A 16,225-nucleotide genomic window follows, 5' to 3' on the forward strand; every position below is an offset into this window, starting at 1 on the left:
AATTTGATATAGCTTTAAAGTTTTGGGGGCAAGCGCCTTCTGCTATTGAATATTAATATCTCTTAAGTTTGTTGTGTTGGAAAGGAGCAGAAGTATGGGCAGGGAAGATACAATTTTAATCAAAATTGGAATGTCATATAAAGATGGTATGACACCTGAAGAGTTGTACCATGCAACCAGCGTTAGCTGGGTAATTAGTGAGAGTAGACTTCGTACTGGCGATTTGAAATTTTATTGTGCGGTTTATAATAATGAAATAAAAGAAGTGTATAGCCTTGATAGCTATGAGATGGACAAACATCCAGATAACAAAGGGCGTTTTATTCTGGTTGGGAAAATTGCTGAGGAGCCTATGCGTTCAAAACTTCTAAATGTTAATGTGCATGATATACATAGAGGTTCAGGCAATCCAATAAAATATGTCAAAATGGAAGAATTATTATCAAAAGCTGCAAACGAAAATTCTGATGAAAATGCAGATGCACCAGGTAACCTGATAAAACTTCTATTTTGGGGTTTAGCCAAAAATAAACCGCAAGTCAGAACCTTAAGTACAAATAAGCCGAATCGGATAACTAATATAAATGATGATGGAATTTTTGTTGAGACTGAAAGTTCGAGACAAAAGTACGCAGAAGGAAAGAAGCCAAAACCATATTCTTTCATTAAGTTTGATTTTCTTGTAAGGGCATGGGAAGAGTTATTAAAAGTTAGAATAGCCACAGCAGATGATTTTATTGAGACAAAGGGCAGATCGCGTTTCATCATGGCATTTTTTCATGAATTACCTTTTGTTGAAAATCTTATAAGTAACGGTATACCTAAAATCAATTTAAAAGAATTTACTACAGACCAGTTGCCTGAAGCTAGCTTGGAGCAGACATTACAGCTTTTAAACGACATTGTAAACCAGGAAATAGACCCTAAAGAGATATCTCAGACATACAAAGAAGACTCAATAAAACGGCTAAAGCTTCGTGCTCGTCAAGGGCTAAGGTTATTAGGCTTCTTAAATGGAGATTATCAAATTCAGCAAAGTATATTGGAAGAATATAAATCTGCATTAAATAAAGCCGAATTTCTATCAAAGCGAATCTTGCAGCATCCATATTTTTTAGTGGTTTATCAGATTCTTTCCCTTATAAAAGGCATAGATAAATCTGATAAGCTTTCATTGCTCTCGGAAATTGGAATGACTATTGTTAGAAACTCTAAGGGCAATAATTTAATGGAACCATCTGTTTCCCAATATAGGACAAGAAATATTCTTAATTGGCTGAGAGAAGCAGGTTTGGTAAATGAGGAGTGGGATGTATTAGATGATAGGTTAAATTCAGAATACACCTCAGCTTCAGCTCATTCCATGGTGCGAGAAAACGATTTTCCTGTATTATCTTTACAAGAAGTAATTGACCATATCAATCTATACATAGCCAGTAAGGGTTTTTATTACCCAAAGGAAGAAGTCATTAACTTATTCCTATCCCTAAAAACCAAACCTTTTGTGATCCTATCAGGCATCTCCGGAACAGGTAAAACCAAAATGGTTCAATGGTTTGCCGAAAGCTTAGGTGCGAATGAGAAAAATGGGCAGTTTACGTTGATTCCTGTTCGTCCTGATTGGAGTGACGGTTCTGACTTATTAGGATATGTGGATATCAAAGGCGATTTTAAAGAAGGGCCATTAACCAAAGCGATTAAAGCAGCGCAAAAGCAGCCTGATTTGCCTTACTTTGTTCTATTGGATGAGATGAATTTGGCACGGGTGGAGTACTATTTCAGTGATATTCTTAGTGTGATGGAGAGCAGAAGGTGGGAGAATGGGAAGGTTGTTTCGTCTGTTTTATTATCGGAGGAGACCGCAAAAGTAGAAGTCACACTCCCTAATAATCTTTATGTGATTGGGACCGTTAATATGGATGAAACGACGCACCCTTTTAGTAAAAAGGTTTTGGACCGTGCCAATACCATCGAGTTTAATAGGGTTGAATTAGACAATTTATCTTTTCTCCATGACCTTAATGAAGTTGATCCATTATTAATTGGACAAACTCAGCTGGCATCAAAGTACTTGCACTTAAAGGACCTGTACAAGGAAGATACAGAGATTATTGAGAAGGCTACAAGTGAGCTGGTTAGGATAAATAAGAGTCTTCAGCTGATTAATGCCCATATTGGGTACCGGGTTAGGGATGAGATCTGCTTCTATCTGGCCTATAACAAGGACGGTGATCTGATGACTTTTGAGGAAGCCTTTGATCATTGCATCCTCCAGAAGATCCTGCCGCGTCTGTCTGGGAGTGACCAAAGAATTGATAGGCTGCTAAGGGAGTTATATCTCATTTTCACTAACACGGAGTATCAGGAGGATGAGGTAACCCAGTTTTATGAAGAAAGTGCTATTTATCCTAAGAGCGCTCGGAAAGTGATTGAGATGATTAGGAGGTTAAAGGACGATGGTTTTACATCCTTCTGGACCTCGTGATGATGTTGAATTGGTTAAGATTGAAACCGAAGATTTTTCTCTTGGGTGAAAGGAAAGCCTTATCATGAGAGGTATGAAGGGTTAAAACAGTATCGTGCCATGGATAGGCATGATGTGATGCAGTTTTCTGTTCATGGGGATATGGTAAATCAGGTATTAGTCTATGATATTGAAGCGCAGGTACTTCAGGAATCTACTCAATTAAGGCCCATTTTTTTCGAGAATGGAGTCTATCAGGTTATTGTCATACCTAAAACAAGCAGAGACTTATCTTTTTATCATGAACATCCAGGTTTGAGGCAATCCGTTGCCAGAGTGGAGATCGCCCATACTTATATGTTGATGGGGAATTTACAGTTCCAGAATGAAGTGGGATTGACGACCTTTGAAATTAGAGATGGCAATAAAAAGCTGTTAGAAGTAACATTAGAGATTTTCCCGGCAAAGCTTGATTACAAAAATGATTATAAAAAGCTGCTGGAAGAAGTGAACGATGAAATATATAATCTTGCCTTTCATTTTATCCGGAAAACCTATTTAGGGGCTAAAGTGAAGTTAGATGGCAAGCCATCACGAAGTGAATTTTACCGTTTGATCAGTAAGCATTTTGATCAGCTGCTTCAGGCTGTAAACCGCATTGAGCGGCAGCCTCATCATCTTCTCCAGAAAACGTATGAAAAGGTGAGGGGAGACCAGTTAAATAAGCTAGACTCCAGAAGCAGGAGCTATCTGCAAAAAAGGCCTCACCTATTCACAGAGGTTCCAAATGGCATCCATATCAATCACAAAACACTCATGCCAGCACAAGGTCTCCGCGTAAAGAAGGAGCTTACCTATGATACATTAGAAAACCGGTATGTAAAATGGATGATGCAGCGGGTCACTCACAAGCTTTATGATTTGCTGGATACTTTGAGGAATAGAAACTCAAGATGGGAAACAGAACCAGACACTGATCTTTTAGATAAACTGATCGAGATGATTAAGCAGCTGGAGGGGAAGCAGAAAAGCCCATTTTGGAAGGGAATAAGGAAGCTTGATCGTTCTGTTCACAGTTTGGTGCTTCAAATGGCACCAGGCTACCGCGATGCTTTTCAAATCTATCTGACGGTTTCCAAAGGGTTAATGCTTCAGGGAAAGCTTTATCAGATGTCTGTAAAAGATGTAGCCACTCTGTATGAATACTGGACATTCTTGAAGCTCGGGCAAATTCTTGATAAAAAATATCAGCTGATGAGCCAGGACATTATTCAGGTAAACCGTGAAGGCTTGTTTGTAAATCTTCAAACCAACCGTTCAGCGACAAGAAAATATAAACATCCTTATACCAAAGAAGAAATTATACTGACATACCAGAAGTATGAAAGTGGTCTGCCAACCATTCCTCAAAAGCCCGATACGATGCTCAGCATAGCGAAAAAGGGGAAAGGCTTTACTTACAATTATGTATTTGATACCAAGTATCGTATTGATTACGCCCAAGAAGGAAGCTATTATCAAAACCGATACAAGCAGCCAGGACCACTTGAGGACGACATTAACACCATGCACCGTTACCGGGATTCTATTGTTGCCCATAATGATGGGCCATACGAAAGAACCGCTTTTGGAGCGTATGTCCTTTTTCCATGGTTTAACGAAGAACTTTACCAGGAACATCACTTCTATAAAAGCATCGACAAAGTAAACATTGGCGGGCTGCCATTTCTCCCGAATGCAACTGACCTGGTCGAGAGATTTGTGGAAAGGCTGATTGAAAAAAGCCCTGAAGAAATCCAGGAAGAAGGAATCCTGCCAAGAGGTACATTAGAAGAGTGGAACTCCAGCCTGGAAGAGAAGGTTCTCATCGGGCTGGTTAGAGACCGTGAAGAGTATGTGAGCTATAGACAGACTGGCTGCTACCGTATTCCTGTAGATAAATTGAGGGCGGGATGGCAGGAGACTAAGTATATCGCTCTTTATGTGAAGAGCGGTGTACTAGAGCATAATGGAGTTATTTGCTATGGCAGGGTTAAGGATATTAAGCCATTGAGATCAGGATTAGAGGAATATATGCAATTCGAAGTGGAGCATTGGATTAATTGTAATCCGATCATTAAGCCTGTAGGATATGGGATTGCTGAGTATATGTTTACCACATTGAGCAATCTGAAGGATGCTGCAGAGCTGCCTGAACTGTTCATGAAGTCTGCGGAGGAAAAGACTTTATGGAGAATGCTCAGGAGGGTTTCGGACAGGATATCTATTGGGCTTGACGCTGTTGATCTTGATGCTGCTACTAGGGTTGAGGAGTATGGGATTAGGGATGTTTTGGTGAGGATTGATAGGGATAAGAGGGAAGTTTATTTGATTGGTGCAAGTGGTCATAAGACGGTTTACTTTGAGGTGTTGCAGAGGAATCCGGCTGGGGTTTTTAGGAGTTTGGTTGAGATGTTGGGTTGAGTCAGGGGGGCGGTTCCTTGGCATTTTGTGGTTAGGTGAATGGCTATAACTAGACAACTATGATTAATAAAATAATTTTATACTTTAATATTTGAAGAAGAGAAATCGTTTGATGATTTCTCTTCTCCTTTTCTATATCCTGTCATAACGCATGAGAACGTCAAATTTATAATTTAAATCCAAGTTCATTGAACTATTCCTTAATGCTCCATTTTTCTGATAGGACTTATGTAATAATTTTATTAATAACTCTAATCCTTCTTTTTGGTAACTATGTAGAGAGTCAAAGACGTACTTTATCTCTGAATTATTTATTGGTTTTATAAATTCAAATAGCTTTCCGAGTAATCCAACAATTACATCAGACAATTGAATGTAAATGTCCTCATGAGACTTTTTAAACTTATAATTGTTCAATAACTTTTTATTTAAATAAATTGGGTTCATTTGTTTTTGAACTTCAGTTTCTTCATCAAAGTAATGTTTTGATTGATTAAACATATATATATTTCTCTCATATAATAGTTTGTATTCATTAATAAATAAAAGGTCCGTATTATTTAATAATAAGGTTGGCTCTTTCATTTTATTTTTATTAATTAGGTAAATAAGGGCATTTTTTTCTATTAGTGATTCTGGAGAATTATAATTAGTATCTTTGATGCATTGAATTATATCCTCATAAAAAGATACACTAGAGCTTTTACTGATATTTGGGTACTTGTGCTTTTCAAATATCTTTATAAAGGAATTAGTATTAGAGTAAACGAATCGGTATAACAATGTTTTATAGTAATTGGTTTCTTCCAAAATATTAAACGTAACTAATGAGTCAATAATATCTACTAAAGAATAATACAGATTGTCTAGCATTTGAAAATGTATATAGATATCCTTTTCTAACAACCAAGATAAGAAATATCTAATTTTCTTACTTGAAATGCACTTTAAAAAGTCACTTCCTCTACCACAAACATATATAAACTTTACTTCATCCAAGGTTGGTTGTATTAATATCCTTTTTAATTCAATAAAGTCTTCATAAATGTTTGGAAAGTTCTCTTCAATGGCTATTCCCCCTAAAACGAAATCTTTGTTTTTATCAAAGTTTAGTTTTCCGTCTTTAATTCGAAATACCCTGTAGTTATTTGTTTCATCATAATAAAAAGAATACTTTACATCAAAATTTAAAGTAGTATCAATATTCTTATATAGGTTTACTGCTTGTTCTCTAATTACTCCATATTCCATTAAAATTCCTCACCTTCAAATAAATTAAGTTTGTAGTTCTAAGAATCACGAAGCCAAGGGGACGGGTCCCTCTGTGGATGCGTGGGAATTATATCCTTGTTTATGGGTTTATTTGGTATAATTATAATAACATAGATATAGCCGGGAATCGTGCTTGCGTATAGAGGAGGATCCTATGCTTAAGAAATCCCTAGAACTCTCAAAAATTGAAACAACAATCACCCGAAGGCAGAAAGAACTGTTGGAGTTGGAACAAAAGATAGAGGAAAAGAAAACGCTGCTTAAGCAGTTAAGTCGGAAAGTCCGAAAGCATGAAGAAAACAATGCTGCTGAAAAAGAGGTGGCAGTAGCGGAAGCAGTAGAAACCGCGCCTGCTTTCGAAAGAAAGATAGGGGTTATCGCCCAAACAGACTTGAAAAACCTTTTGGAAAGTGGCCGTGTTCCACTATCTGTGATAGAGAATTTGAAGGACAAAAGGTATTCTAAAAATACTTTTGACCTGAATTTTCCTTTGCTTAGGGAAGTAACGGACATGGGTAAGATTGATGAACTTAAGATGGATCATACTGGGCGGAGCCGGTATTATGCTAAGCCTATTAGCGTTTTCGGGAAGAAGTATCTGTTGTGTTCGCAGTGGTATGATTCGAGTAAAACGAGGTTGGTTCGGTGGATAGGAAATTATAAATAATTTTGTAGATAGGGGTTGAGTTAAATGACACAATGGTGGATGATTCGTGCAGGAGATGACAATGAACTTATACCGGTATGGAAAGAGAATGGGATAGCTTCAATTGGCTGGCCACAAATAGGCAATCCAAAGGAATTTCATACCAAAGATCAAATGAATGCCAAAGCAGATATAGTCTTTATTGATGAAAAGCCCAAGTCCAGAAACAGCTGGGTAAATCAAGTTTGGAGATTCAGTAGAGAAATACGCAAAGGAGATCGGGTTATTACCTACTCTAAGGAAAAAAGAGAGTACATAATCGGGACAGTTACTGAGCCGCACTTTTATGACCTGAGCATTGGAAATCCAGATTATCCTAATACTATAAGAGTTAATTGGGAGCTACCTACTGTTGAAAGAGACTTACTTACTCAGGCTGCAAAGAATAGCTTAGGCTCTGTATTAACAGTCTTCCGAGTTGATCAATGGGGAGATGAAATCGAGCGACTATTAGAAAATCCATTTATAGATCCTACAGAAGGGGATTCCGACGAAGAAGAAGATGAGATTATTGAGGATTTGGTTAGTAAAGCTTTAGTTATGATTGAAGATAAAGTGGATAAGCTCGATCCCTGGCAAATGCAAGACTTAGTTGGCGGTCTACTACAGGCTATGGAATATAATGTGCAGATAAGTCCCAAAGGACCTGACGGCGGAGTAGATGTACTTGCCTTCAAAGATGCATTTGGTTTCGAGAAACCTATTATTAAAGTCCAGGTTAAACACCGTAAAAGTTCAGCATCAGCTCCTGAGGTGCAGCAGTTATTAGGTGCAAATCCAATCGATGCAAACTGTTTGTTTGTTTCTACAGGTGGATTTACTTCGCATGCTGAAGCTGTGGCTAAACATAATTCTGTCCGATTAGTCGATCTAGAGGAACTTGTTAGTCTCGTTGTGAAGTGGTACGAGAATATACCGAATGATAAAAGAGCTTTGTTACCTTTGCGAAAGTTTTATGTTCCAGAGTAATTGATGTTAACTTAGATGGGAATATATAATCTCTTAAAAAATAAATAATACGTGCTTAATTCATGTAGTTAATGAGGAATTGAATATGCAAAAAATAAATCATACAGTAATGAGTCTTTTGGTATTAATAGCATCGCTCTTAGAAGTCAATTTCACAAAAATAAGCATAGCATCAGTTACACAATATCTATTCACATTAGTATTAGCTCTTTTAATCGCCAATTTTTTCACATGGCTTATCCATATTGTTGTTGAGAAAGGTTTGAATTGGTATGAAAAGCGAAAACAAAGAAGTTATTCATTGCTTACATGGTTAGGGGATACAAATATCGTACTTGATTTGTATAGCGAACTGCAGGATGTTAAAACATTTAATCCCACTAATTTTCACGATAATTATGAATTAACAAAGCAGAAAATAAAACAGTATTATACATCAGATATAGAACTAAAAGGTTTCAAATATTATCTGGAAACACAAACCACCAGTCAAAAATATACTTCAATACTTAATACAACACAGACAATTTTATTAGGTATAATTGTTCCTACTGTTCTAACCATTTTTAACTTAAAAAATTTTACTACCACCGGAGTATCTTTAAATGCTTTGTTGTTTCTAGTATTATGGTTGATCTTATTAAATGGGATTGTCTTTATGTCAAATCAGATAGATAAAATGAAAGTATTATTGCGGCTTGTTAATGAGTGTATTGAAGAAACACCGCAGGAATCTAATCAACAATTATAAAGCCAAGGGGACAGACCCCCTTGGCTCTTTACTATTGATAATTAACAAATCCCAGAGCAGGATCCAATTCCAAAACATCCTTAGGTCATAAACGGCACATCCTTTTTATAAAACACTTTGAACCCGCCGTACTGGATAGGCTGCTCCTGCACAAATTCATTGTATCCGACACTTTTGATTGCATCCAATCTATAGCCGTCGAAGTTGATGACGACTTCTGTGTTGTCTGTGGGATGGGTGGAGTCATTATTGAAGAGGACATTTTCTGCGAATTGATGGACGATGACCATTTTGTCAGGCAGTCTATTCTCGGCTGTTAGGTTTGATACATATTCAATTGCCTCTTGAACTTCTTTCCCATTGTCTGTGCCTAAGTCCACTCCGGGAATTTGTCCTTCTTTGACATGGAATTCGGTATCGATGGCTAAGTGGAGCCAGGGGACCTGACCCCATGGCCCAAAAAATTAGCCAAGGGACCAGGCCCCATGAAACAACCTCAAAAAAAAGTTCCGCACACCATGTCCATTTCCCGTTCACATCTATATATAAGAGGTGAACAAACAAAAAGGAGTGATTGGGGAATGCAGATGCAGATGAATGGATGGACGCAGTTTGAGAGGCAGGTTCGGTGGAGTGAGGTATTTCATCATGTGGAGGATCTGCGGTTGTATTTGCTGCTGAAGAGTGATGCGATGGTGAAGGATGAGGTGCCGTGCGGTGAGTTAGTGCTGAATGCGGGGCAGTATGTTCGTTCGATCACTCTGCTGCGGGAGGATCTGTGGTTTTATAATGTGAAGAAGAAGGATTTTTACAGTCATTCGCGGATTCAGCGTTCGATTAAGCGGCTGGAGAAGCTCGGTCTGATTACGGCGGAGCGGTTTCCGCATGGGTTTTTGTTTACGGTGCTTGGAGTGGAGGAACCTGCGGATGGCCGAGAACTGGCTGAAATGGATGTGGAGGAACCAGCAGATGGCCGTGAACTGGCTGAAGTGGAAGCGAAAAATACGGCAGAAGTACAGGCTGAAAACGGACAGGATCCTTTTTTGCCGCCTGCACGTGAATCGGACGTGGAGGACTCGCGAATCGAACCTGAAGACACAATAGAGAAAAGAAATAAAAGAGAGAAAAGAAAGAATAAAAACAACAACAACAACAGCATCTCCGAAGATGTCCGGAGAGCAAAAATCGCTGCTGTTGCTGAACATTTCATGGTGAGGAGAGGCAAAGGATTTTTCCTGACAGCAATGGATTTGACAGCGATTGAAAGAATCTGTGAGTCTCCGCTATCGACTGAGCAGCTGACGGCGTTTATGGACGAGCAGTTTGACAAGGTGGAGCAGGGCAGTGTGCATGATACGATCAACAGCCCGAAATATTTGGAGAAGATCCTGGAATCGTATGAGCCGCCTGAGGTGCTGGAGCTGAGGCTGGAAGAGGCGCTTGCTGCCTTGGGTGAGAGAGTGGAGAATGCATGACACTGGAGGAGTTCAACAGGGTGATCAAGGAAATCCATCTTGCTTTTCCCGGAAAGCGGATGGACCTTGATACCCTGGAGATCTGGCATCGCCATTTATCGGAATGCAGGTATCCGGCCGTGAAGCAGCGGCTGGATGCTTATATCAGGCAAAATTCATACCGGCCGGCACTGGCTCATCTTTATGTGAGGGATGAGACGGAGACAACGGTGCTGGACATGATGAAAGAATGGGAACGGGAAGGGGAGAAGAAGATTGGGGACGGAAGGTATAGGGATAAACTACGACCGCCTTGGGAGGAGTGACCATCCGAGGGAGAAGCTGCTGGAGGCAGAAAGCATGATTCTTGGGGCAGTCCTGCTTGAGCCTCAAGTGATTGAGCAGCTGACTTTGGGACCGGAGCATTTCACACAGGCGGAGAACAGGCAGATTTTTTCCGCGATGAGGGCTTTGGAGAGTAAGAAACTGAAGATTGACATGGTCATGCTGGTGGAAGAGCTGGGCGACCTGATTGAGAATGCCGGTGGCGTGAGTTATTTGGTGGAAGTCGCCAATAGCTGTCCGACGGCGGCCAATCTTGATCAGTATGAACAGATTGTCCTTAAGTACTACCAGCTGGGCCTGATTCGCAAATCCGCCCACTAGTTCCTTGGCGATTTTACCCCTGAATCTGCGGCAGAGCTTTATAAGACGCTCATCCAATATCACACCACTCATAACAAAGACAAAATGACGAAAGATGATCTTTTACTGCAGCTGTATGAATCGCTATATGAACAGAAGACAGGACTCCCGGGCGTGAACACTGGATTTGAAACACTAAATGGGCTGACAGGAGGCTGGAAGGAAGGAGAACTCATCATCCTCGCCGCAAGGCCCTCGATGGGAAAGACGGCTCTCGCCATCCAGCTCGCCTGGGAGTGTGCAAGCAGGAACGGGATATCGCTTGTCTTCTCACTGGAAATGAGCGCCAAGCAAATCTTCCAGCGGCTGCTCTGCAGCCTGTCCGGAATCAACATGATGAAATGGCATAACCCTCATAAATACCTGTCGATGGAAGAGATGGGGAAGATGCAGGAAGCCATGAACAACGTGTATAAAGCCAAACTGACCGTGGAGGAAAACGGTCTCGTCACCCTCATGGAAATCCGCCAGCATATCATGAACCTGAAGCGTGAGCATCCCACCGAGCCATTCCTTGTCGTCATTGACTACCTGCAGCTCATCACCGTCAAAGAGCGCTTCGACCGACACGACCTTACCATCGGGTACATCACCAAGCAGCTGAAGAGTATGGCAAAGGAATTCAAGATTCCGATCATCCTCCTGTCGCAGCTGTCCAGGGGGGTGGAGTCAAGGGCGGATAAACGTCCCCGGCTTTCGGATTTGCGCGACTCAGGGAATATTGAGCAGGATGCGGATTTGGTGCTGTTTTTGTATAGGGAGGCTTATTATGACAGTAAGAGTGAGGTGGGGAATGAAGTGGAGGTGAATATTGCGAAGAATCGGAATGGGCCGGTTGGGATGGTGAGGTTGGGGTTTGAGAAGGAGGTTGGGCGGTTTTGGGGGTGAGCCGGGGGGACAGACCCCTTGGCTCATTCTGATGGTGGGCCAAGGGACCTGTCCACCCGGCTCCTATAAAAAATTATGCTACATATTGTTTTTCTTTTATGAGTATGCTGAACACCCAAAAGAACCGGGACTATTTCATATTTGAAAATCCAAGGGTAAGAGACGAGTTTAAATCCCAATGCCAAAATAGAATAAGAGATAATTATTATTGGAGGAAGCATTATTTAGAAGAAAGAGTAAGGATTAATCCCAAGTATTCAACAGTGTAAGTAGAGAGTTGAAGCGATACCAGGATATTAGAGAATAAATATGGGTCATGGTGATATGGTGTTTGATTTAGCAGTGATGGATTGCAGAGGAATCCGGCAGGTGTTTTTAGGAGTTTGATTGAAATGTTGGGGGGAGCCAAGGGGCTAGTTCCTTGGCTTATTTTTTGTTCCTTTTACACAGAAATTTACTGCACCTTTAACTTATATACGTTTAGTAAATTAAATAATCATATAATAAATACCCAAGCAAACCAATAAAGAGAATACTAATCAAAAAAGAGATAAATTTATTGGGCTTGTTCCACTTTTTTAATAACTTTTTTTCTAACTGTGTTCCAAAAAATAGAAATAGAAGAGAAATCAAAATAAGACTGATGTTACTTAAAAAACCTGTTAATAATAAAGTTAAGGTAATTATACAAACTAGCAATAAGGTCCACATAAATAGAATAAGTTCTCCTTTATTCTTTGAGAGCCAAGGGGACCTGTCCCTTGGCTCTTATTGAAACTGGGCCAAGGGACCTGTCCCCTTGGCTCAGCCCTGTCTCTTAACTATTGATAGTTAACAAAAGCCGGAGCAGGGTCCAACTCCAAAACATCCTTAGGGGTCATCAACGGCTTATCCTTCTTATAAAACACTTTAAAACCGCCGTACTGAATGGGCTCCTTTTGCACAAATTCATTGTATCCGGCTCTTTTGATTGCATCTAACCCATGGCCGTCGAAGTTGATGACGACTTCTGTGTTGTCTGTGGGATGGATGGAGTCCTTGTTGATGAGGACATTTCCTGCGAATTGATGGACGATGACCATTTTGTCAGGCAGTCCATTTTCGGCTGTTAGGTTTGATACATATTCAATTGCTTCTTGAACTTCCTTCCCATCGACTGTGCCTAGATCGACTCCGGGAATTTGTCCTTCTTTGACATGGAATTCGGTATCGATGGCTAGGTGGACGAAAGGCAGTTTCAGGTATTTTTCCACCGATTTCACCTGGTTCATGACGGTATCACGGGCAAGCTGGATATCCAGGATCAGCAGGGCGTTGTTTTCTTCGGCCAATTTCGCATATGTTTCAATATCTTCGCTGGCTGTCGGGTGTATGTAATCACCATCATCTCCCGGGCTCCGCTGGGCGACGGTCGAAATCAATTCAATCGCCGGGATGGCTGGCCGTTCGGGATCCAATTCGGAATACTCCTTCGTTTGGGCCAGTAATTTTTCCATAAAGACTTCAGGACTGTATTCTCCCAGGATGCCCATGTTTTTCGAATTAGGATGCCCATAATAGGAAACAATTCGATGTTCCTTCAGCGGTCCGTCTGTTTGATCTTCGGCACCAGCTGCCAGGGTCTGTCCTAAAGGAACACTTCTTTTCGAGCTGCCTCCATGTGCCTGCGTCTTCGGCATTTCCTCAAGCTGCTGGCTTGTGTAATTGGTTTTCAGCGGCTGTGCCCCTTCAGAAGGCTCGATTGCCTGATATGACGCTTCACGTGCAAATCTGGGTGACTTTGCAGCCTCCTCAAGCGTATATTGCATCTCACTAAGAGGCAGCTTCGACTCTTCAAGCATCTTTGATCCTTCTTCTGACGACGATACCGATTGCGAGCAGCCTGCTAACATCAAATAGGGGATGGCTGCCAGACAAGCCCCTGTTCTCAATCTCTTATTCACATTATCCCACCTAATAAAAATTTATAAGAGGCCCCTTGGCTCCTTGTGGCAGGGCTGGGGACCTGTCTCTGTTAATCTCTTTACCCTCTGGGAGGGGAATCTATTACTCTATGGTAACATTCATTGAGATGGATTGCCTTTGACATGATATTTCCCACTTTACTGAGCAGTAAAGACTTCTTTTATGTTTAGCGAATTTGTGAAGGAATGTACTCAAAGTATAGGGGGGAGAAGGATTTTTTCTATACTTTCGAGAAAGGTCTAAAAATCAAAAATAAAGCTTTTTCCGGAGGAAGATATGAAAGAGTTTAAAGTGAAGCAATTAATAAGTTTGTCTTACAAGGATTTAACCCCTTTAGTTAAGGAAAGCAAAGAAGAGGGTTTTCGGTTTCTTGAAAGGTTAGTTAAGGATTATGAGAATGCTACTAATAACTTTAATAAAACTGGGGAATTTTTATATGGTTTGTTTAACAAAGAAGGTGCACTAATAGCCATTGGAGGGCTTAATATAGATCCATTTTCAAATAATGAAGAAGTTGGACGGGTGAGAAGGTTTTATGTTTCTAGGGATTATAGAAGGATTGGCCTTGGTAGACTTTTGTTGACTCAAATTATTAAAGATGCAAAACCTTTTTATAAGATTTTAGTACTTCATACAGATACAGAACAAGGAGATAAGTTTTATACTTCCCTTGGATTTTCAAAGGAAAATATTTATCCGAATTCAACTCATTATTTAAGCTTACTTAATATTTGAAGTGTTATTAAGCTAAACTGGTGCATTATATGGTCCAGTTGCCAAACCAGGTGGCTTTGTCTTCCTGAGCAAAAGAGGCAGTTTAGGTAATAGAAGTTATGTTATAATCCCTATAAAAAGAAAGTAATGAGTGAGGATAAATGAATGAATTCACTGGAAAAATTTGCTGAATATTTAATCCAAAATGCCGAGTCAATAAGCAGAGAAATCGTAAATTACAGTTTGAAAAATGTAAAAATTGAGCTGCCAGCAGAACTGATCGAGAGCTCCATAAGCACCAATAGAGATTTCCTGGAATTTGCAGGGAAAACATTGAATTTAACGGACGAGATAGTGAAACAGGATTTTATTCAATGGTTTAAACAAAAGCAGGAAGAATCGCAAGTTCAAATGCAGTCTCATCCTTCTGTTTTCGAGAAATTATCCAGTATTATAGAGCCTTATGCGGAAAATCGCCGCCGATTGATAAGAATGCTAGGTAATATCTCAATGGAACAAGGTCTTACCGTAGAGGAAATCATTTTTGTAACTGAACGTATCAATTATTTGCTCGACTTAAGCATGACTCATACTTTTATTGAACGGGAACAATTAGCAATTGAAACGAATAAAAAAAATCAGAGAGTCATAATGGAGCTCTCTTCACCGGTTGTGCCTTTGCAAGATGGTATAGCTGTTCTCCCATTAGTCGGAGAAATTGGTTTGGATAGAAGTGATTATATCTTAAACAATGTTATACCTAAAATCAGTCAACTGAACATTGAGTGCCTTATTATTGATTTTTCAGCATTAGTTAAAATTGATACTGAAATTGCCGATCGGATTTTTAATATTTATCATGTTCTTGCATTGCTGGGAATAAACACCATATTCACAGGGATTCGACCTGACTTAGCGACCACAGTTGTAAATGCTAAAATTAACTTCCCTTCTTTGAAAACATTCGCTACCGTAAAGCAAGCACTGCTTAATAACATTTAAGAGCCAAGGGGACAGACCCCTTGGCTCTTTTCTGATAGTGGGCCAGGGGACCTGACCCCGTGGCTCTTTTAGGGATAAGCCAGAGAAAATAAGGAAATAGTTGGATACTAAAGTCGGCTTTGCATAAGTCATTGGCAACGTGGGTAAAGAAATAACAAAATCAAAGTTCAGATTAAAAAAGGGTGGAGGGTTGTGAATAAAGAGCTATTTGAGTTATTGACAAATATACTGAGAGACGTTGAACGGGTTAAATCATATCTAATACAAACGATAACAATACGTAATGATGGAATCGACATGCAGGCAGCAGAGAGAATTATTAAAAGGTTAAAACGCATTGCACAAGACGCAGATGAGGAATTAATTGATACGCTAGTAAGAATTGAGCAGAATTTCGAATTAGAACAATCTAAGTATAGAGTAACTAAGGAAGAATCTTCAGTCAGGAATCAACCAAAGGATTAAAAGCCAAGGGGACAGATCCCTTGGCTCTTTTTGTTTGGGCATTAAATTTACTTATAGAGGTTATTGGTTTTCTTTGTACATATTGTTACCATTAAGAGAACAGAGTGAGTTCCGGGAGGGTTTATAATCACAAAACTGTTACCCGAAATACAGTTAGATAAGGAGATCTTTAAATAAAAGGTGGGATTTTTTGTTTTGGTTTATACTGGGCTTTATATTTGCGGTATACGTAATATTTAGTCTTTCAACAATTAAATATCAGTTAAGAATGATTGTTAGACACCTTAATATTAATGGTGAACTCCCTAGAGTTTCTAATGAAGAAATTGAAAGGGAACTGGAAGAAAGCAAACAGGATTAATAAGGATCAGCTGCCAAACCAGGCAGCTTTTCTTATATGGCAAGCG

The 16,225-nt window shown here is 39.8% G+C and carries 14 protein-coding genes and 1 pseudogene; 12 read left to right on the forward strand and 3 right to left on the reverse strand.

Annotated elements, in window-relative coordinates:
• The first annotated feature begins 94 nt into the window (after window positions 1-94).
• Both FZD51_RS03900 and FZD51_RS03905 read left to right on the forward strand, forming a co-directional pair.
• Window positions 95-2,485 (forward strand): AAA family ATPase, encoded by a 2,391-nt coding sequence (locus FZD51_RS03900; protein WP_420886210.1) that lies wholly within the window; start codon window positions 95-97, stop codon window positions 2,483-2,485.
• Window positions 2,457-4,927 (forward strand): annotated as a pseudogene (locus tag FZD51_RS03905) (DUF2357 domain-containing protein). Before FZD51_RS03900 ends, FZD51_RS03905 begins: the two are co-directional and overlap by 29 nt.
• 132 nt (window positions 4,928-5,059) lie before the next feature.
• On the opposite strand, the gene FZD51_RS03910 reads toward FZD51_RS03905, so the two are convergent.
• Window positions 5,060-6,178 (reverse strand): DUF3800 domain-containing protein, encoded by a 1,119-nt coding sequence (locus FZD51_RS03910; protein WP_148973569.1) that lies wholly within the window; start codon window positions 6,176-6,178, stop codon window positions 5,060-5,062.
• 175 nt (window positions 6,179-6,353) lie between these two features.
• Between FZD51_RS03910 and FZD51_RS03915 the strand changes: the two genes are divergently transcribed.
• From FZD51_RS03915 to FZD51_RS03925, 3 genes are all read left to right on the forward strand, one after another.
• Entirely contained in the window at window positions 6,354-6,866 is a 513-nt protein-coding gene (locus tag FZD51_RS03915; RefSeq protein ID WP_148973570.1) for a hypothetical protein, read from the forward strand.
• Window positions 6,867-6,890: 24 nt separating this feature from the next.
• Complete coding sequence (locus tag FZD51_RS03920; RefSeq protein WP_148973571.1) at window positions 6,891-7,874, forward strand: restriction endonuclease; 984 nt, start codon at window positions 6,891-6,893, stop codon at window positions 7,872-7,874.
• 85 nt (window positions 7,875-7,959) lie between these two features.
• Window positions 7,960-8,625: a hypothetical protein gene (locus FZD51_RS03925; protein ID WP_148973572.1), complete on the forward strand. Its 666-nt coding sequence runs from the start codon at window positions 7,960-7,962 to the stop codon at window positions 8,623-8,625.
• An 80-nt stretch (window positions 8,626-8,705) separates the two neighbouring features.
• Here FZD51_RS03925 and FZD51_RS03930 read toward each other — a convergent pair whose 3' ends face one another.
• The gene (locus FZD51_RS03930; RefSeq protein ID WP_262380684.1) at window positions 8,706-9,005 is read right to left on the reverse strand and encodes a hypothetical protein; all 300 of its coding nucleotides are present in this window, start codon (window positions 9,003-9,005) and stop codon (window positions 8,706-8,708) included.
• Between the two features lie 201 nt (window positions 9,006-9,206).
• Between FZD51_RS03930 and FZD51_RS03935 the strand changes: the two genes are divergently transcribed.
• The 4 genes from FZD51_RS03935 (at window position 9,207) to FZD51_RS03950 (ending at window position 11,672) form a co-directional block, all read left to right on the forward strand.
• Window positions 9,207-10,100 carry a hypothetical protein gene (locus FZD51_RS03935; protein ID WP_148973573.1) on the forward strand — a complete coding sequence of 298 codons (894 nt, stop codon included), beginning with the start codon at window positions 9,207-9,209 and terminating at the stop codon, window positions 10,098-10,100.
• A complete protein-coding gene (locus FZD51_RS03940; protein ID WP_148973574.1) occupies window positions 10,097-10,405 on the forward strand; it encodes a hypothetical protein in 309 nt (102 codons plus the stop codon). The genes FZD51_RS03935 and FZD51_RS03940 overlap by 4 nt, the downstream gene beginning before the upstream one ends.
• A complete protein-coding gene (locus FZD51_RS03945; RefSeq protein WP_148973575.1) occupies window positions 10,356-10,745 on the forward strand; it encodes a DnaB-like helicase N-terminal domain-containing protein in 390 nt (129 codons plus the stop codon). Before FZD51_RS03940 ends, FZD51_RS03945 begins: the two co-directional genes overlap by 50 nt.
• Window positions 10,746-10,829: 84 nt before the next feature.
• Window positions 10,830-11,672, forward strand: coding sequence for a replicative DNA helicase (locus FZD51_RS03950; RefSeq protein WP_148973576.1), 843 nt, complete (start codon window positions 10,830-10,832; stop codon window positions 11,670-11,672).
• Window positions 11,673-12,493: 821 nt separating this feature from the next.
• Here the strand turns inward: FZD51_RS03950 and FZD51_RS03955 are convergent.
• Window positions 12,494-13,615, reverse strand: a complete 1,122-nt coding sequence (locus FZD51_RS03955) for a hypothetical protein (protein ID WP_262380685.1) — start codon at window positions 13,613-13,615, stop codon at window positions 12,494-12,496.
• 298 nt (window positions 13,616-13,913) lie between these two features.
• Here FZD51_RS03955 and FZD51_RS03960 point away from each other — a divergent pair, with 298 nt between their 5' ends.
• The 3 genes from FZD51_RS03960 to FZD51_RS03970 all read left to right on the forward strand — a co-directional run bounded on the left by FZD51_RS03960 (window position 13,914) and on the right by FZD51_RS03970 (window position 15,818).
• Entirely contained in the window at window positions 13,914-14,372 is a 459-nt protein-coding gene (locus tag FZD51_RS03960) for a GNAT family N-acetyltransferase (RefSeq protein WP_148973577.1), read from the forward strand.
• A 144-nt stretch (window positions 14,373-14,516) separates the two neighbouring features.
• Window positions 14,517-15,353, forward strand: coding sequence for an STAS domain-containing protein (locus FZD51_RS03965; RefSeq protein WP_148973578.1), 837 nt, complete (start codon window positions 14,517-14,519; stop codon window positions 15,351-15,353).
• 192 nt (window positions 15,354-15,545) lie between these two features.
• Window positions 15,546-15,818, forward strand: coding sequence for a hypothetical protein (locus FZD51_RS03970; protein WP_148973579.1), 273 nt, complete (start codon window positions 15,546-15,548; stop codon window positions 15,816-15,818).
• The last annotated feature ends 407 nt before the right edge of the window (window positions 15,819-16,225 follow it).

The organism is Bacillus infantis (genome assembly GCF_008180445.1).
GTDB classification, from domain to species: Bacteria; Bacillota; Bacilli; order Bacillales; family Cytobacillaceae; genus Bacillus_AB; species Bacillus_AB infantis_B.